Annotated in this window: 17 protein-coding genes; 9 read left to right on the forward strand and 8 right to left on the reverse strand. The window is 62.2% G+C overall.

Annotated features, from left to right (window positions below):
* Window positions 1-94: 94 nt before the first annotated feature.
* Both ILT44_RS24240 and ILT44_RS24245 read right to left on the reverse strand, forming a co-directional pair.
* A complete protein-coding gene (locus tag ILT44_RS24240) occupies window positions 95-1930 on the reverse strand; it encodes a PAS domain-containing HWE histidine kinase family protein (protein WP_204242178.1) in 1836 nt (611 codons plus the stop codon).
* 846 nt (window positions 1931-2776) lie between these two features.
* Window positions 2777-3304: a flavin reductase gene (locus ILT44_RS24245; protein ID WP_204242179.1), complete on the reverse strand. Its 528-nt coding sequence runs from the start codon at window positions 3302-3304 to the stop codon at window positions 2777-2779.
* Between the two features lie 297 nt (window positions 3305-3601).
* Between ILT44_RS24245 and ILT44_RS24250 the strand changes: the two genes are divergently transcribed.
* The 7 genes from ILT44_RS24250 (at window position 3602) to ILT44_RS24280 (ending at window position 9663) form a co-directional block, all read left to right on the forward strand.
* Entirely contained in the window at window positions 3602-4522 is a 921-nt protein-coding gene (locus tag ILT44_RS24250) for a branched-chain amino acid ABC transporter permease (protein WP_190844002.1), read from the forward strand.
* A gap of 14 nt (window positions 4523-4536) precedes the next feature.
* Window positions 4537-5949, forward strand: a complete 1413-nt coding sequence (livM, locus tag ILT44_RS24255; protein ID WP_204242180.1) for a high-affinity branched-chain amino acid ABC transporter permease LivM — start codon at window positions 4537-4539, stop codon at window positions 5947-5949.
* Window positions 5949-6791 carry an ABC transporter ATP-binding protein gene (locus ILT44_RS24260; RefSeq protein ID WP_305070724.1) on the forward strand — a complete coding sequence of 281 codons (843 nt, stop codon included), beginning with the start codon at window positions 5949-5951 and terminating at the stop codon, window positions 6789-6791. Before livM ends, ILT44_RS24260 begins: the two co-directional genes overlap by 1 nt.
* On the forward strand, window positions 6788-7564 hold the full coding sequence (locus ILT44_RS24265; protein ID WP_239468501.1) for an ABC transporter ATP-binding protein: 777 nt from the start codon (window positions 6788-6790) through the stop codon (window positions 7562-7564). Before ILT44_RS24260 ends, ILT44_RS24265 begins: the two co-directional genes overlap by 4 nt.
* The gene (locus ILT44_RS24270) at window positions 7564-7926 is read left to right on the forward strand and encodes a DUF6867 family protein (protein WP_204242181.1); all 363 of its coding nucleotides are present in this window, start codon (window positions 7564-7566) and stop codon (window positions 7924-7926) included. Before ILT44_RS24265 ends, ILT44_RS24270 begins: the two co-directional genes overlap by 1 nt.
* Window positions 7927-8053: 127 nt before the next feature.
* On the forward strand, window positions 8054-9181 hold the full coding sequence (locus ILT44_RS24275) for a branched-chain amino acid ABC transporter substrate-binding protein (RefSeq protein ID WP_204242182.1): 1128 nt from the start codon (window positions 8054-8056) through the stop codon (window positions 9179-9181).
* A 74-nt stretch (window positions 9182-9255) separates the two neighbouring features.
* Complete coding sequence (locus ILT44_RS24280) at window positions 9256-9663, forward strand: ACT domain-containing protein (RefSeq protein ID WP_204242183.1); 408 nt, start codon at window positions 9256-9258, stop codon at window positions 9661-9663.
* Window positions 9664-9665: 2 nt separating this feature from the next.
* Here ILT44_RS24280 and ILT44_RS24285 read toward each other — a convergent pair whose 3' ends face one another.
* Window positions 9666-10133, reverse strand: a complete 468-nt coding sequence (locus ILT44_RS24285) for a DUF1203 domain-containing protein (protein WP_204242184.1) — start codon at window positions 10131-10133, stop codon at window positions 9666-9668.
* A 72-nt stretch (window positions 10134-10205) separates the two neighbouring features.
* Window positions 10206-10934, reverse strand: coding sequence for a cytochrome c biogenesis CcdA family protein (locus ILT44_RS24290; RefSeq protein ID WP_204242185.1), 729 nt, complete (start codon window positions 10932-10934; stop codon window positions 10206-10208).
* Between the two features lie 96 nt (window positions 10935-11030).
* On the opposite strand from ILT44_RS24290, the gene ILT44_RS24295 reads away from it, so the two are divergent.
* Window positions 11031-12041 carry a P1 family peptidase gene (locus ILT44_RS24295; protein WP_204242186.1) on the forward strand — a complete coding sequence of 337 codons (1011 nt, stop codon included), beginning with the start codon at window positions 11031-11033 and terminating at the stop codon, window positions 12039-12041.
* On the opposite strand, the gene ILT44_RS24300 is transcribed toward ILT44_RS24295, so the two are convergent.
* The 3 genes from ILT44_RS24300 to ILT44_RS24310 form a co-directional block, all read right to left on the reverse strand.
* On the reverse strand, window positions 12038-13165 hold the full coding sequence (locus ILT44_RS24300; RefSeq protein WP_204242187.1) for a hypothetical protein: 1128 nt from the start codon (window positions 13163-13165) through the stop codon (window positions 12038-12040). The genes ILT44_RS24295 and ILT44_RS24300 overlap by 4 nt on opposite strands.
* Window positions 13166-13307: 142 nt before the next feature.
* Window positions 13308-14426 (reverse strand): hypothetical protein, encoded by a 1119-nt coding sequence (locus tag ILT44_RS24305; protein WP_204242188.1) that lies wholly within the window; start codon window positions 14424-14426, stop codon window positions 13308-13310.
* Window positions 14427-14550: 124 nt separating this feature from the next.
* Window positions 14551-15792, reverse strand: coding sequence for an NAD(P)/FAD-dependent oxidoreductase (locus tag ILT44_RS24310; RefSeq protein WP_204242189.1), 1242 nt, complete (start codon window positions 15790-15792; stop codon window positions 14551-14553).
* A gap of 212 nt (window positions 15793-16004) precedes the next feature.
* Here ILT44_RS24310 and rpe point away from each other — a divergent pair, with 212 nt between their 5' ends.
* Window positions 16005-16676 (forward strand): ribulose-phosphate 3-epimerase, encoded by a 672-nt coding sequence (gene rpe / locus ILT44_RS24315; RefSeq protein ID WP_204242190.1) that lies wholly within the window; start codon window positions 16005-16007, stop codon window positions 16674-16676.
* A gap of 223 nt (window positions 16677-16899) precedes the next feature.
* On the opposite strand, the gene ILT44_RS24320 is transcribed toward rpe, so the two are convergent.
* Window positions 16900-17382 (reverse strand): Ros/MucR family transcriptional regulator, encoded by a 483-nt coding sequence (locus tag ILT44_RS24320; RefSeq protein ID WP_204242191.1) that lies wholly within the window; start codon window positions 17380-17382, stop codon window positions 16900-16902.
* Window positions 17383-17965 lie beyond the last annotated feature (583 nt).

Here is a 17965-nt window from a genome sequence, read left to right on the forward strand (position 1 = left end):
ATCGGATCACCTGTAAGAGATATTTGCTCGTCAAACGCCTTACCCACGGATGGTTCCAATCCGTTTAGATTCTCATCGCTGCAGCAAGAGCGCTTTAAGAAAGCGGAGCGTCCACCGTGCACAGGATCCCCTCGGGGCGGAATTCGATCCGGACATCTCCATTGAGCTCGCGCGCAAGGCTCCGTTCGATGAGCCGGGAGCCGAAGCCGAAGCGCGTCGGCGCTTGAACATGAGGGCCGCCGCTCTCCTGCCAGCGCAGGTGCAGACGGCTCCAGGGCTCGGCCGGCTCGACGCTCCACGCGATGTCGACCCTGCCCGTCGCGTTCGACAGGGCGCCATACTTCACGGCATTGGTGGTCAATTCCTGAAGCGCCATGGAAAGTGCGAGAGCGATACGGGGCGATAACCGGACTTCGGGACCTGCCATCGCCAGGCGTTCCTCCTCCAGAATGGCGTAAGGTGCGAGAGCCTGAGCGACGATATCCTTGAGTTCCGCCCCTTCCCAGTTCTCCTTCGTCAAGACGTCGTGAGCCCGGGCCAAGGCGATCAGGCGCATTTCCAGGGCTTCCTTGGCTTCCGATGCCGTTTCGGCGTTGCGCAGGGTCTGAGAGGCAATCGACTGCACCGTAGCCAAAGTATTTTTGACTCTGTGGTTCAGTTCATTGATCAGGAGCGTACGCTGCTCGTCAGCCTTCTTGCGGTCGGTGATATCACGCTGGATTCCCCAAAGCCGCTTCAACTGGCCGTCCTCGACGATCCCGGTCATGCTGTTGTCGAAATGCTTGCGATTGCCGGCAGCATCCTGCTCTGCGGATTCTGCTCCGGTCACGCTGTAGCCGGCGTTGATGATAACGGTGAGGTACGCTCTGGCTTCCGGGTCGGACGAAGGCAATGCGAAGTCAAGCGTCCGGCCGATCAGATCCTCGGCCCTCGCAAGTCCATACATGCGCGCCATGGCGTCGTTGCAATCAACGAAGCGCCCATGGCGGTAGGCGAGCTCGACCTGCTCCTCCACCGGCAGTCTCGTGTCGAGCGGCGGATTGAATTCCAGAAGCCAGATTCCCTCGGAGCTGCGCGTAATGAACGACCGGTAGCGCTCCTCGCTTTCGCGCAAAGCCGACTCGGTATCTTTTTCGGCAGTGATATCCCACTGGGCTCCGAGCGAACGCACGAAGCGTCCTTCGGCATCCCGGATCAGCTTGGTTCGCGCCGTAATCCATCGCATCTCACCCGTATCGGCGCGGAAGATCCTGAACTCGTAGTCGAGCTGATGACGAGCAGGATCGGCGACGGCAGCCCGCGTTTCGGCTTCGATCCTGGTTCGATCCTCCGGATGCACGAGGAGGATCCACGCGTTATAGGAGAAGGCTTTGGATCGATCCTCCGCAAGTCCGTATAATTCCATGTATTCCGGCGAGGCGACGGCATGGCCGGTGATGCGGTCGAATTCAAAACTGCCGATCCTTGCAGCCTCCTGCACCTGCCTGAGCCGCTCCTCGCTCTCACGGCCGGTCTTCTCGGTTCCAGAGCAATAGAATCCGGCAACTTTGCCTGTTTCATCCCTGACGGGCGTCATGGAGAAGGTGAAGGCTCCCATGGTCCAACCTGCCGGTCCTTCTGGCACGGCAGTCGCGCCAGGAGCCTGCCTCCCCTCAATCTTCATCACGGAATCGATGAATGACCCGTGGCGAGCCCACATCTCAGGCCACACGTCCCGATACGGCATACCGAGAGCCGCCGGATGCTTGAGGCCGAGAATCGATGCGAAGCTATCATTGTAGAGCAGTGTGAGACTCGCGCCCCAGGCAACACAGGCAGGATGCCGAGAGCTGAGCATGAGGTCGACGAGCGTACGGAGACTCTGAGGCCACGACTGAAGGGATCCGAGCGGGGTCGCTTCCCAATCATGAACGCGGATATGCTCACCCATCTCGCCGCTGGCGAGGAGCCAAGAGGTCGCTCCAGAATCCTGTTGATCCCTGTTATCCCAAGGTTTGGAAAGCGGGGTCGGTGCCCCTTCCAAAGCGGCATCCCTCATGAGAGGCGTATCCGCCCGGTCTGTCGCGAGATTCTTTCACCCGAGCTCATGATCATAGGCTGTAAGGGGGACACCACGAGTGTTGAGGAGCCAGACCCCAGGATGAGCCGACCATAGGCCGCGCCCCGGACAAGATCAGATCTGTTCCGATTGCTGGACATCTCAGACTCCGCAGACCCTGGTCGCAATGTGACACGAGAACATAAGTCCCAGGGGCCTCGGTTCAAGAGACACAAGAGGTTCACACCTGACAAGGAGCCTACCCGCAAAACACGGTCTCTGCGCTAGGCATTGCATTTTATCTCGTTCCATCAATCCGGACGGCAGGACGCTTTCGGAACAATGCCTCTCTCACCGCATTACACCGATACGAAGGCCATGTGCCCCCGGTCTTCGAGACCCTCAAAGCCCTCCACGCCGCAGTGGGGGGCTTTTCTCTGACAGTCGGCTCTTTTTCGCGCTTTGGTTGAAACATGCACTTCTCTTTTGGGTTAACCCCTTGGAGGTACTGTTCACCTACAGCCCTTCAAAACTTCAAGGGCCCCTTTGCTTATCCCACGGCAAAGCCGGCCCTTTCTTTTGGCGCGCAATTCTTCGTCCACAATCTGCAGCGAAGCTGAAACCGGGCCTGCATTGGTTCATTGATCATCGAGGGTTCTCCCTGAACCCTCAGGACCGGGAGGCCTCCTCATTGGCTCGATGGCTTGTGAGGAGGCCTTTCCTCCTCAAGATGGCGCGTCAGAGTTCGTGATAGTGCCGGCCCTGATAGACGAGCGCCGGCTTCTGCTCACCCAACCTGATCCTGACGATCTCACCGATGATCACATGGTGTGTTGCGACCACCCGAGCATCGCTGATCCGGCAATCGAAGGACACAAGGCTCGTCATCAGGGCTGGCGAGCCCGTCTGGAGCTTTTCCCATTGCCCAATGGTAAAGCGCTCCTGCCCCTGAAGACCGGCCCGACCGGCAAAGACATCGGCAAGCTGAATATCGTCAGCCCCGAGCGTATTCACGCAGAACACCCGGTTGGACAGCAGGGCCTGAGCGGACCGGGAGGCCGTGTTCAAGCAGACCAGCAGCGAGGCCGGGCTGTCAGTCACGGGTGTGACGGCTGTTGCCGTAAAGCCCGCCCGCCCTGCGGCACCATCCGTCGTCACCACGTGGACCGCATCGGCGACACGACTCATGCCCTCCCGGAAGAGAACGGCCTCGGGGCCGGGTGCGCCTGTAGCTTCGGAGGGGGGAGCGGCTTGAGTCTTCAACATCGTGATCCGGACAAGCCTCTTCCACTCTTTCAGAACTGAGCACAAGGCCATCCAGAACCATATGGGGCCTCGGCAAGCCCTTGCAAAGCGGCGCAGCACTGACGCTTTGCATCCTATCCGGTCATTCTGCCGATCATTCCATCAAATAGGCTGATAGGAATCTTAACACTCCGTTGTCGAATGAAGATCCGTTTGCTAGAGACACGCGCACCTAAGGTCAGGCTTGGCGATGTTCCCGCATCGTGCTTTCCTGCAGTTCCCAAGAATGACCCCGTTCCAGAGGGGCAAGGGTAGGACATGGAAATTTTTGTGCAGCAGCTCATCAATGGGCTGACACTGGGGTCGATCTACGGCCTCATCGCCATCGGCTATACGATGGTCTTCGGCATCATCGGCATGGTGAATTTCGCCCACGGCGATGTCTTCATGCTCTCCGCTTTCATCTCGCTCATCTTCTTCCTGATCCTGACCACATGGCTCGGGATCTCGTCCATCGCGCTGGCTCTGCTCATCGTGCTGGTCATCGCGATGGTGCTCACCTCCCTCTGGGGCTGGGCCATCGAGCGCATCGCCTACCGGCCCCTGCGCGGCTCTTTCCGCCTCGCGCCCCTGATCTCGGCCATCGGCGTCTCGATCTTCCTCTCCAACTTCGTCCAGGTGGCTCAAGGAGCTCGCAACAAGCCGACCCCGCCGATGGTTCAGGACGTCGTCGTGCTGTTTCAGGGGGAAAGCGGCTACAACGTCGCCCTCTCCTACAAGCAGATCATCATCATGGTGGTGACGGCAGTGCTGCTGACAATCTTCTGGTATCTCGTCCAGAAGACCTCTCTCGGCCGGGCCCAGCGCGCCTGCGAGCAGGACCGCAAGATGGCGGCGCTTCTCGGCATCAACGTGGACCGGACGATCTCGCTGACCTTCGTAATCGGCGCCGCGCTCGCCTCGGTCGCGGGCACCATGTATTTGCTGTACTATGGCGTGGTGAGCTTCAACGACGGCTTCGTACCTGGCGTGAAGGCCTTCACGGCAGCGGTTTTGGGTGGCATCGGCTCGCTCCCGGGCGCCGTTCTGGGCGGGTTGATCATCGGCCTCATCGAAACCTTCTGGTCGGCCTATTTCTCCATCGAGTACAAGGACGTAGCCGCGTTCTCGATCCTCGCCATCGTTCTGATCTTCATGCCCTCCGGCATTCTCGGACGGCCTGAGGTCGAGAAGGTTTAGGGAGCCTAGCCGCCATGAACGCTCCTTCCATCACCTCCACGGCCCAAACCCAGGCCGTGACGCGCAGCTTCGATCTGGGCGCGGCCTTCAAGGACGCTTTCAAGACGGCCCTGATCATGCTGGGCCTGTCCATCCCGATCCTGGCCTACAAGACGGATCAGTCCGGCGCCGATCTCTTCCTGACCCCCCGCTGGGGCCTGGTCGCCATCGTCTGCGCCATCGTGTTCGGCCTTCGCCTCGTGCTGCACGCCTTCACGGCCTCGCGGGCCTATACCAAGGCGACCCCGAGCGCCCATCAGGCGACGGAACCCGTCGGAGCGACGCCGAGCGCCTTCCAGCACGTATCGCGCTTCGCCATTCCCTTCTTCCTCGGGGTGGCGCTGGCCTTTCCGGTCCTGATCTACCTGATCCAGGGCGGCCTGAACGAGTCGCGCTACTGGGTGGATCTGGGCATCCTGATCCTCACCTACGTGATGCTCGGCTGGGGTCTGAACATCGTGGTGGGCCTGGCCGGCCTGCTCGACCTCGGCTACGTGGCCTTCTATGCGGTCGGCGCCTATTCCTACGCCCTGCTCTCGACCACTTTCGGCCTGTCCTTCTGGATCTGCCTGCCGCTCGCCGGCATCCTCGCCGCCTTCTGGGGCATGATCTTAGGGTTTCCGGTGCTGCGCCTGCGCGGCGACTATCTCGCCATCGTCACCCTCGCCTTCGGCGAAATCGTCCGCCTCGTGCTGATCAACTGGGTGGATCTCACCAATGGCGGCGCCGGCATCTCCTCGATCCCCCGCGCGACCTTCTTCGGCCTGCCCTTCACGGCAGGCGAAGGCGGGTTCGCGGCCACCTTCGGGCTCGAGTTCAACGGCATGCACCGGATGATCTTCCTCTACTACCTCATCCTGTTCCTGGCCCTCCTGACCAACTTCGTCACCATGCGCCTGCGCAAGCTGCCCGTGGGTCGCGCCTGGGAAGCCCTGCGCGAGGACGAGATCGCCTGCCGGTCGCTCGGGATCAACACCACCAACACCAAGCTGACGGCCTTCGCCATCGGCGCCATGTTCGGCGGCTTCGCAGGATCGTTCTTCGCGGTTCGCCAGGGCTTCGTCTCTCCGGAAAGCTTCAACTTCCTGGAATCGGCGATCATTCTGGCCATCGTGGTGCTGGGCGGCATGGGCTCGCAGATCGGCGTGGCCATCGCGGCCATCGTGCTTGTCGGCGGTCCCGAGGTCCTGCGCAACCTGACCTTCCTTCAATCGATCTTCGGCGCAGGCTTCGATCCGAACGAGTATCGCCTGCTCCTCTTCGGCGTCGGCATGGTGTCGATGATGGTCTGGCGTCCGCGCGGCCTGATCTCGGAACGTGAACCCTCGGTGATCTTGAAAGAGCGCAAGGCCATCTCCGGCTCGCTCGTGAAGGAAGGACACGGCTAATGCGCTGGCTGCAGGATCCCATCCTCGACGTACAGCATCTCACGATGCGCTTCGGCGGCCTCGTTGCCGTCAACGACCTCTCCTTCAAGGCCGGGCGCGGCGACATCACGGCCCTGATCGGCCCGAACGGAGCCGGCAAGACCACGGTCTTCAACTGTATCACCGGCTTCTACAAGCCGACGGAGGGCATGATCGCCCTGCGCAAGCCCGACGACTCGCACCTGCTCCTGGAGCGGCTGCCGGGCTTCGACATCAACTGGAAGGGCAAGGTGGCCCGCACCTTCCAGAACATCCGCCTGTTCTCCGGCATGACCCTGCTCGAGAACCTGCTGGTGGCCCAGCACAACCCGCTGATGATCGCCTCAGGCTTCACCTTCCTCGGGGTGCTCGGCATCGGCGGCTACCGCAAGGCCGAGAAGGAGGCGATCGAGAAGGCGAAGTTCTGGCTCGAGAAGACCCGGCTCATCCACCGGGCCGACGAACCGGCCGGCGACCTGCCCTACGGGGATCAGCGCCGGCTCGAAATCGCCCGCGCCATGTGCACCGACCCGCTCCTCCTCTGCCTCGACGAGCCCGCGGCCGGCCTCAACCCGCGCGAGTCGCACGAGCTCAACGAGCTCCTGCTCTCGATCCGCAAGGATCAAGGCACTTCGATCCTGCTGATCGAGCACGACATGTCGGTGGTCATGGAGATCTCGGACCACGTGGTGGTGCTCGATTACGGCATCAAGATCTCGGACGGCTCGCCCATCGAGGTCAGGAACGATCCCAAGGTCATCGCCGCCTATCTCGGCGTCGCCGATGACGAGATCGAAAAGGTCGAAGCGGAGATCGGCGCATGAGCACTGCTGGAGCAAACATCGCGATGCAGAGTCCCCAGGCTTCATCTGCCCGGCAGCCGCTTCTCAGCGTGCGCGGCGTGAAGACCTATTACGGCAACATCATCGCTCTCAAAGGCGTCGACATGGACGTCAACGAGGGCGAGATCGTCACGCTGATCGGCGCCAACGGCGCCGGCAAGTCGACGCTGATGATGACCATCTTCGGCAATCCGCGCTGCCGCGAAGGCACGATCACCTATGCGGGGAAGGACATCACCAAGATGCCCACCCACGAGATCGCCCGCCTGTCGATCGCCCAGTCGCCGGAAGGGCGGCGCATTTTCCCGCGCATGACCGTGTACGAGAACCTGCAGATGGGCGCGTCCATGAACGGGCTGGCCCATTTCGACCAGGATCTCGAGCGGGTCTGCACCCTGTTCCCGCGCCTGAAAGAGCGTCTGCAGCAGCGCGGCGGCACCCTCTCGGGCGGCGAGCAGCAGATGCTGGCGATTGCCCGCGCCCTGATGAGCCGTCCCAAGCTCCTGCTTCTGGACGAGCCTTCGCTGGGTCTCGCCCCCCTGATCGTGAAGCAGATCTTCCAGATCATCAAAGAGCTCAACGAGAAGGACGGCATGACCGTCTTCCTCGTGGAACAGAACGCCTATCATGCCCTCAAGCTGGCCCATCGCGGTTATGTGATGGTGACGGGCAACATCACCATGAGCGGAACCGGCAGGGAACTGCTCGAAGATCCGCAAGTCAAAGCGGCCTATCTCGAAGGGGGGCATCACTGATGCAGGGCATCCTCTACGAAGAGCCTTCGATCTGGCTCTTTCTTCTCATCACCGTGATCATGGGCGGCTGGGCCGCCTGGATGACCGGCCGGGCCATCGCCCTCACCTGGCGCCCCTTCTGGACCCTTCTCCTCTACCTGTTCATTCTGGGCGCAGCCGTGCGCTTCATCCACTTCGCCCTGTTCGGAGGAACGCTTCTGTCGATCCACTACTATGCGGTCGACACGATCGTCATGCTGATCATCGGGACCCTGGGCTTCCAGTACCGGCGGGCCCGCATGATGACCACGCAGTACCGCTGGCTCTATGAGCGGGCCGGGCCTTTTTCCTGGCGGGAAAAGGCGTCTGCTACCAAGGGCTAAGCCAAAAAGATTCCAGCGTGACATTCGCTTAAAAACAAGCATGATGTCACGCGGATGGCGGGGAGAACCCGCCAAACCGGCCCCACGAGGAAGAGGGGCCTATAAAACCACCCAGAGGAGTGACCTCATGAAAAAATTGCTGTTGACCGGCGTGGCGCTTGGTCTTGGCCTCGCCTTCTCCAGCGCAGCCAGCGCCCAGATCAAGATCGGCGTTGCTGGCCCCATCACCGGCCCGAACGCGGCTTTCGGCGCTCAGCTGAAGAACGGCGTCGAGCAGGCTGTCGAAGACATCAACGCAGCCGGCGGCATCAATGGCCAGAAGCTGCAGATCGTCGTCGGCGATGACGTCTCCGACCCCAAGCAGGGCGTGTCGGTGGCGAACAAGTTCGCTGCTGAAGGCGTGAAGTTCGTCGTCGGCCACTTCAACTCCGGCGTCTCGATCCCGGCCTCTCAGGTCTATGAGGAAGCCGGCATCGTCCAGGTCACCCCGGCCTCGACGAACCCGCAGTTCACCGAGCGCGGCATGTGGAACACGTTCCGCACCTGCGGTCGCGACGACCAGCAGGGCCTCGTTGCCGGCAGCTACCTTGCCGACAAGTTCAAGGGCAAGAAGGTCGCCGTCGTTCACGACAAGACCCCGTACGGAAAGGGCCTTGCCGACGAGACCCAGAAGGCCATGAACGCGAAGGGCCTGAAGGAAGTCGTCTATGAAGGCGTGAACCCGGGCGAGAAGGACTATTCCGCTCTCGTGTCGAAGCTGAAGCAGGCTGGCGTCGATGTGGTCTACTTCGGTGGCCTCCACACGGAAGCCGGCCTCATCATCCGCCAGATGCGCGACCAGGGCCTGCAGTCCCCGATGATGTCGGGCGACGGCATCGTGTCGGCCGAGTTCACCTCGATCGCCGGCCCGGGCGCCGAAGGCACCCTGATGACCTTCTCGCCGGATCCGCGCAAGAACCCGAACGCGAAGGACGTCGTGGCCAAGTTCAAGGCCAAGAACTTCGAGCCGGAAGCCTACACCCTGTACTCCTACGCCGCCGCCCAGATCCTGGCCGAGGCTGCGAAGCAGGCTGGCGGCACCGACGGCAAGAAGGTCGCCGACGCCATGAAGTCGGGCAAGCCCTTCAAGACCGTCATCGGCGACATCTCCTTCGACAAGAAGGGCGACATCACCCGTCCTGACTACATCATGTATGTCTGGAAGAAGGGCGCTGACGGCAAGATCGACTACTCCGGCAACGAACTCGCCATGTAATCGATCGGCCTAAAAGCCGAACGATCGGAAACCCGCTCTGGCAACAGGGCGGGTTTTCTTATGTGTTCTAATGAATGTCTTTTCTCCGGATGACGCAGACCGTGCCCACGCTCACCCTCTCCCTGCTCGCGAGTCCTTATGCCATCTGCCGCCTCCCCGCAGGCACATCGGTCCCGGCGCCGGCTCCGGGCGCCTTCTCGCTCCTGGTGCAGGCCGTCGAGGAAACAACTCTCGTCTGCCCTCACGATCAGGCGCCTGTTGCGGCAGAGGTCGATGCAGGCTGGCGTTGCTTCCGGATCGAGCAGAGCTTCGATTTCAGCGTGCCGGGGATTCTGGCCTCCGTACTCAGCCCCCTGGCCAAGGCCGGCATCGGCATCTTCGCTACATCGACCTTCAGCACGGATTACGTGCTGGTCAAGGAGCAGGATGTGGGCAGGGCCATGGAGGCCCTGCGGGCTGCGGGGCACCAAGTCGGCGATTGAGATCAGGCTCGTTCGATCCGGGCAGCGAAGCATCCGCGCCGGGCGAAATGGGCATCCACATGGGCGACCTTCGGATCGGCGAAGAACCTCTCGATGAGCCGCACCACCTCCTCGCCCTCCGCCACTTCGGCGTCGACGATGAAGGCATTCGCATCATAGGCGCGCAAGGACAGAAGCCGGTCCCGCAGCATCGGTGGCAGCTCGTTCCGGTAGGTCCCGGTCGCGGCGGATCGGCTGACGAAGATCGGCCCGGCCGCGCGGTAGGGCGATGTCAGCGTCGTCTGATGGGCATGGTTGAGCAGCAGAAGCTCCTCGCCCTGCGCGACGCGCTTCAGGGCGATCCGGCAGGGATAGAGATCGTCAGCATCGGCATAGACCCGCTGCGCGCCAATGGCGTTGAGGTCGGCCTCATTCAGCTGGAAGAGAGGCGCAAAGGCTTGTGAATCGAGGCCGCGAACGTGAAAGGTCATGGATCATCTCCCGTGAGAGATCTCCAGAGTGTCCACTCAGCGCACGGCGAGCCACCCGATTCCTGTGCAACCTTATCCCAATCGCCCAAGCGCCGGAAACGTCTCCAGGAGCCAGAACGACATATTGGTGATCCAGCCGGTGAGGAACGCGACGCCGGTGAGGACGAGGAGGATCCCCATCACCTTCTCGACCATCGCGAAGCGCGAGCGCATGCGCTTCAGGAGCGCCACGAAGGGCTTCATGGCGAAGGCAGCGAGCAGGAAGGGAATGCCGAGACCCGCCGAATAGGCGGCCAGCAGCAGGGCGCCCTGGGACACGCTGTTCTCCGAGCCCGCGACGGTGAGGATCGCCGCCAGCACCGGGCCGATGCAGGGCGTCCAGCCGAAGGCGAAGGCCAGTCCCATCACATAGGCGCCCCAGAGCCCGACCGGCTTGGCCACGCTGAAGCGCGCCTCGCGGTAGAACAGGCCGATTCGGAAAACCCCGAGGAAGTGCAGACCCATGACGATGATCGCGAGACCCGCCACGGTGCTCAGCACATCGAGATATTGCCGGATCACCTGACCCAGGGCCGAGGCTGTGGCGCCAAGGAGCACAAAAACAGTCGAGAAGCCCGCCACGAACAGGAGCGCCGCCAGCACCGCCCTCCTCCGGACGGCGCGGTCGTCACCCGCGCTCAACCGGTCGAAGGTCGTGCCGGCCAGGAAGGACAGATAGGGCGGCACCAGCGGCAGAACGCAGGGGCTCAAGAAGCTGATGAGGCCGCCAAGGGCCGCAGCCGGAAAGGAAACGCTAAGCATGCGAAGCGTTCTATCCTTTTGCCTCGGCCTTAGAAAGCCGGTGAAACGCCGCTTCGCCAGCTTGTGAAGGGATCCGGTTTCCGGTTTTCTGAAACCATGACTCGAGCCCGCAATCTCATCACCGACGTCCCGGGCCTTCGCGTCGGCAATGCCGACGACGCGGCCCTCGGCTCCGGCGTCACGGTGGCGCTCTTCGACGAACCGGCAGTCGCCTCCTGCTTTGCCATGGGTGGGGCACCCGCCACCCGCGAGACCGACCTGCTCGATCCCGACAAGATGGTGCCCAGCATCCATGGGATCGTCCTCTCCGGAGGCTCCGCTTTCGGGCTCGATGCGGCAAGCGGCGTCCAGGCCTATCTCAGGGAACAGGGGATCGGCTTCGCAATCCGGGAGGCCCTCGTCCCCATCGTCTGCCAGGCTTCCAGCTTCGATCTCTTGAATGGCGGGAACAAGGACTGGGGCCGCTACCCGCCCTATCGGGAACTCGGCTTTCAGGCGGCGGAACAGGCCGGGCACGACTTTGCACTCGGCACTGCCGGTGGCGGCTACGGCGCCACGACGGCCAACCTGAAGGGGGGCCTGGGATCGACCAGCGCGACCACGTCGTCCGGACATCAGGTCGGCGCGCTCGTGGTTGTGAACAGCATCGCTTCGGCCGTGATCGGGGATGGGCCGCATTTCTGGGCCGGAGCCTTGGAGGAAGGAATGGAATTCGGCGGGCATGGGCACCCTGCTCGCGTCACCCCTCACATGCGCAGGCTCCATTGGAAGGGCGGCCCACAGCCGGCCACCACCATCGCGCTGATCGCCACCGATGCCGTGCTGACGAAAGCACAAGCCAAGCGTCTCGCCATCGCCTCCCATGCGGGTCTTGCTCGGGGCCTGCGCTTCTCCCATGCCCTGTTCGATGGCGACACGATCTTCGCGGCCGCCACCGGGCGCAAGCCGCTTCGAGACGAGGCGGCAGAATTCACGGAACTCACGGCGCTGGCAGCCGACTGCCTGACCCGCGCCATCGCGCGCGGCGTCTACGAGGCCACGGCCCTGCCCTATCCCGGCGCGCTGCCGGCATGGCGGAATCTGTTCGGGAAGGACGGCAAGGACTAAAGCAAGGCCGCTTCCTGTCTCGCGACGGAGGAGTATCCCGGATCTTGGCCGAGTCGCCAAAGAAAGGTCGCCATCTGCGCCTCTAATCCGCTCTGGGTCCTCCCAAGGGTCCGGTCCAGGGCGGTTTGCACGTTCTCGGTCGAAGCCAGAAGGGCTGCTGCCAAGCGTGGGCATGCGACCGCGATCAGGCGCGCCCAGCGCTGGGACTCACCCGCATCGATGACGAACTTGGTCCGCACCAGATCCATGAGCCTGTTCTCCGAAGCGGCAGGCCGGATCACGAGGAGAGTGGTCTCGCAGCCGAACAGGTCCTGGGCCGCTCCACGCATCGGGATCAGATAAGCGACCGCCGCCCCCTGCTCCTCTGTTGCTGGAAGGGGGATGGGGCCGCGGAGCCGGTCGAACGCACCGGCTGTAATCCGCTCCAAACTTTCGCCCAAAGCGAGGTGAGCACCATCGTCTGTGAAGGCGATGCGATCACCAGCCCGGACACTGACCTGCGGCAAGCGCGCTTCCATGGCCTCATTGCAGGCAAGGAGCTTCCCGCTTCGGGTGAGGACGGCTGCCGGGATCTCCATAAACTGCAAGGCTGATACCGTTGACCGGGCCTGACGCAAGCCAAGTCTGGTGAACAGGAAGGCTGCACGAGCCAAGTGCGGCCTGAGCAGGTTCAGCCGCATGCGCAGCTCATCCTCGATCGGGCCATGGTGAAAGGGACGCTCGAACCGCATCGACACCTGCCCGCCGCCGGGGAAATGCATCAGGGAGCCAGCAGACCAGCCGCCCCCGCGAGGACGGATAAAGTCGCGGTACATCGGGATGGAATCGAGTTCGCCGGGAGCGAAGATCTCGGTCTCATCGAAGAATTGCAGGCGCTTTCGCCGGCTGCCCCGCTCGGCCCACGTGTTCCGCAGATGCCAGCCCTGTGCGTAGAAATCCCCCAGCACCGGCCTGAAACGCTCGGTCGCGACCCACGACCTTGCACCTCCGCCTGTATCGGCGATCATGAAACCACCATTGGCACCCGCAAAGGCCGAGATACGCTCGAAAACCTGATACCAACGCTCGGGAATAACCGCAGCTTCGTAGATGTCCCTGATTAGCGACCGGTCATCCCCTTGCATTCGCTCCCCCGTAAAATCGGAGCGGAGCATAAACGTTCTAACCTACCATTCAAGAATTTTCCCCTCTAAATAGATAGGCTTTCTGTCCTTGAAGAGGGTCAATGATTCCTGCAGAGATGTATGAGCTGTCTCGAAAATGCTGTTAGTGTACCCGTGGCTTTGTCAGATGGAGTTCGGGATCATTCCCAAGCTTCCATAGGAAACCAGCCAGTCGGGCCTCTAGCCGCATCTGAGTTCTGCCGAGCCACTGATCCAAGGTAGTCTGGATGTTCTCTGTCGAGACGAGCAGTGCGGCCGCTAAGCGCGGGCATGTCATTCCAAGGAGCCGGGCCCAACGCTGGGCCTCGCCGGCATCAATCACGAAACGGGTTCTCACCAGATTCATGAGGGCGTTCTTTGAATCGTCGGGCCGGATCATGAGGAGCGTGGTCTCGCAGCCGAACAGATCCTGGGCGGCCCCTCGCATTGGGATCAGATAGGCCACAGCCGGCCCATCTTCCTCTGTTGCCGGAATCGGAATAGGTCCTCGAAGCTGGTCGAACAGGCCGGCCGTGATCCGAGCTAGGCCTTCGCTCAAGGTTCGTTGGGCGTCATTATTCGTGAAAGCGATCCGATCGCCGGCCAGTGTACTCACCTGAGACAACCGGGTCTGCATGGCCATGTTGCAGGCGAGAAGCTGGCCATTGCGGGTCAGGACGGCAGCGGGGATGTCCATGAGTTGCAAGGCGGACGCCGCTGATCGGGCCTGCCGCAATCCGAGCTTCGAGAACAGGAAAGCCGCATGCGCGAGATGGGGCCGGAGCCGATTGAGCCTCTCCCTCACGTCCTGCTCCATGGGACCTTGATGGTAAGGGCGCTCAAAGCGAAAGCAGACGCCGCCGTCGCCAGGGAGCTGCATAAGGGCACCGGCAGACCAGCCGCCACCGCGCGGATGGTGGAAGTCTCGGTACATAGGAATCGAATTGAGTTCGCCGGGCGCAAAGATGTCGGTTTCGTCGAAGAACTGGAGGCGCTTTCTCTCGTGGCCACGTTCCGCCCAGGTATTTTGCAGGTGCCAACCTTCAGCATACCAATCAGAAAGATCCTGTTGATAGCGCTCCGTGGCCAGCCAGGACCTTTCGCCTCTCGGCGTGAGGGCGGCCATGAAGCCACGATCAGCACCGGCAATGGCGGAAATCTGCTCGAACACATCGAGCCATCGCTCGGGAACGATCGCAGTTTCATAGATGTCGCTGATCAGCGATCGGTCGCCCCCCAGCATCCGCTCCCCCATGCAACGTTGGCGCGGATCATAAAGGTTATGACCTCACAATCAAGAAATTTCCCCTCTAAACGGATAGGATATCATTCTTTCAGGGGTCGGACCTATCCGGAGCAGGGCCAGCCTAGAACCGCTCCGCCCGGTAGGGCTTGGGATCGACCACCGGCGTCTCGCCCGTGATCATTTCGGCGAGGAGCCTTCCCGTCACCGGGCCGAGGGTCAGGCCGTGATGGGCGTGGCCGAAGCCGAACCAGAGGTTCTTGTGCTTGGGCGCGGGGCCGATGATCGGCATCATGTCGGGCGTGCAGGGACGCATGCCCATCCAGGGTTCCGGATCGACACGCTCGCCCAGCGGGAAGAATTCCCGGGCGATGGGCTCGGCTCGTCCGAGCTGGACAGGAGTCTTGGGTGCATCGCGATTGGCGAACTCGGCGCCGGTCGTAAGGCGGATGCCCTTGGACATCGGAGCCAGGAAATACCCGCGGTCGAAATCCAGCGTCGGCCGGTTGAGAACCGCGTTGCCATCGGGCTTGTAGTGCATGTGGTAGCCGCGCTTGACGGCGAGCGGCAGGTTGTAGCCGAGCTTTGTGGTCAATATGTCGGCCCAGGCGCCGAGCGCCACGACGACGGCTCCGGCCTCCACCGGCCCCTTCTCGGTCTGGACGCGCCAGCCCGTCGAGGTTTCCTCAAGCGTTGTGGCATCGCCCGCCGCCAGTTCGCCGCCGAGGCGCTCGAACAGGCTGACATAGCCCATGGTCAGCAGGTGCGGATCGGAGACGGAGGCCGGGTCGGTCCAGTGGATGCCGCCCTTCGTCTCCACTTTCAGGTGCGGCTCACGCTCAGCCACAGCCTTGGTGTCGAGGGCGTCGAAATTGACGCCGAAATCGCGCTTCACGCCCTCCGCATCGCGGAACTGCTCGTCCCGGCTCTTCTCGTCGCGGAACACCTTCATCCATCCGGTCGGGCGGATCAGATGGGTGGAGCCGGATTCCTCGGCCAGCGCCATGTGCTCGGTGACGCTGCGCTCGATGAGGGGAGCATACATCTGCGCGATCGCCTTGTGCTGGGCAGGACGCGAATGCATCCAGTACTGCCACAGGAACGGGGCGAGCTTCGGGATCGCAGCCCAGTGGTAATGGGCATCGACCGTGTTGTTGAGCGCGTAGCGCAGGAGCGCCCCGAAATCGTGCGGGAAGCCGTAAGGGTAGACGCCCTCGCGCTGGATCAGGCCCGCATTGCCGAAGGAGGTCTCCTCGCCGGGCTTGCGCCTGTCGATCAGCAGCACCGACCGTCCGCGCTTCTGCAGATGCACGGCAATGGACACGCCGACGATCCCAGCCCCGAGAACAACCACATCCTTACGCATGAAGGCCCTGCCCCATCTCAGGCGCCCTCGGTTAAGAAAGGCGCACTCGCATCATTCAAACGAGGCCTTCTTTACTCCTCTTGGATCGAAGCCGTCCACGGATTTCCTGCAGCAAACGCACCTCTCCCCAGGCGAGTGGTATTGGATTGGTTCATGCCGCAACCGCCATTGTCTCGTTGCCGCCAAAGCAGGCTCGTGGTAACGGCGCGGCCATGACACGCCCCCTGCTCATTGCTCCCTCGATCCTGGCCTCCGACTTCTCGAAGCTCGGCGAGGAAATCCGCGCTGTCGACGCTGCCGGCGCCGACTGGATCCACATCGACGTGATGGACGGGCATTTCGTACCGAACATCACCATTGGGCCCGACGTGGTGAAGGCCCTGCGCCCCCACACCGCGAAAGTCTTCGACGTTCATCTGATGATCGCGCCGGTGGATCCCTACCTGGAAGCCTTTGCCAAGGCGGGCGCGGACATCATCAGCATCCACGCGGAAGCGGGCCCGCACCTGCACCGGTCCCTTCAGACCATCCGGGCGCTCGGCAAGAAGGCCGGCGTGGTGCTCAACCCCGGCACCCATGAATCCGCCATCGAGCCCGTGCTCGACATGGTCGACCTCGTCCTTCTCATGACGGTCAATCCCGGCTTCGGCGGGCAGGCCTTCATCGGCTCCGTCTGCGACAAGGTCCGTCGGGTCAAGGCGATGATCGGCAGCCGCGACATCGACATCGAGATCGACGGCGGCGTCACCGTCGAGACGGCCCCGCTCGTAGCCGCCGCCGGCGCCAATGCTCTGGTTGCGGGCTCCGCCACTTTCAAGGGCGGTCCGTCGGCCTATGCTGCCAACATGGCGGCCATTCGCGAGGCGGCGGAGAAGGCGCGGTAAGCCGGCAGGCTAGAGCATATTTCGGCGAAGTAGATCCGGTTCGCCGTCAGAATATGCGGCAAGCCAAAGAAGAGAGATGATTCCACGTCAGTGGAAACAGCTCTAGGTCCCAGGGCAAGCGGGCTGGAACCGGAACAGCGCAAAGAAAAACCCGGTGCTTTCGAGCACCGGGTTTTTGGCATGGCATCCGAGGGCTATGCCGATCCGCTGATCTTGGAAAGAGCTAGGCTGCTTTCTTCGTGCGGCGGCCCTTGGCGGGAGCAGGAGCAGTGGAAGCAGCTTCCACCGGGGCCTTGCCCTTCTTCCGCTGCTGGCCGAGCCCGATGGTCTTGGCAAGCTCAGAGCGAGCCTTGGCGTAGTTCGGCGCAACCATCGGATAGTCGACCGGCAGGCTCCACTTAGCGCGGTATTGCTCCGGCGACATATCGTAGGTTGTCCGCAGGTGGCGCTTGAGGGACTTGAACTTCTTCCCGTCTTCCAGGCAGAAGATGTAGTCCGGAGTGACGGACTTCCGCACCGAAACCGCAGGCACCAGCTCAGCCGCAGGCTCTTCTTGCCGCCCCTGTGCTGTCTTCGTCAGAGCGGCATAGATGGAGGCGAGCAGCGACGGCAGGTCGGAAGGAGGAACGGAGTTGTTGCTGACATAAGCAGAAACAATGTCGGCCGAGAGTTCGATAAAGTTGGGAGAGGTTGCGCTCTCGCTCATGATGTTATTGTCCTTTTCCGCACACAGAGTTCAAGGGCGGACGGTGTGAGTACATAATAGCTTCGATTATCAGCAGCCTCTGACCGAGCGGATCAGAAAGATACCTGAGAGACTGCCGCACTTAGGCCTCCTGGCCTGGTTTGGCAAGGGCAAGATCATTGATGTACTTGGGTTATGCTGTAAAAATGCGCCACGACTGAAGCTTCAACCGGAGCTTCATCAGATTAGGCGACCTTCGATCTCCCTAATTCCTGGCAACTGCTCAACCGGAATTGCCGATCGGGCTGCCTCGATTCAAGCAACTTCGACCGATTTCGCTAACGGATCAGCTATGCGTACCCTGAACGCGGCTTGCGAAAGGGACAGGCATCAAATAGCCATGACGCAACCGCCCTGGGATCGTCCTTCCGACCGTTCAGGGCAACCCCGTCGCGCGCCGAAGCCCAACGTTTTCAACGTTCCCGCTGAACGTCGCGCCCGAGCTGAGGAGAAGTCTAGTGGTCCCTCGTCATAGCGGTCAAGCTGGACGTTCGCGTTCGGGATCAACCCTGTAGGTCGTTGTCTGCGCCCCGGCAGCCATCTC

The organism is Microvirga arvi (genome assembly GCF_016892765.1).
GTDB lineage: Bacteria > Pseudomonadota > Alphaproteobacteria > Rhizobiales > Beijerinckiaceae > Microvirga > Microvirga arvi.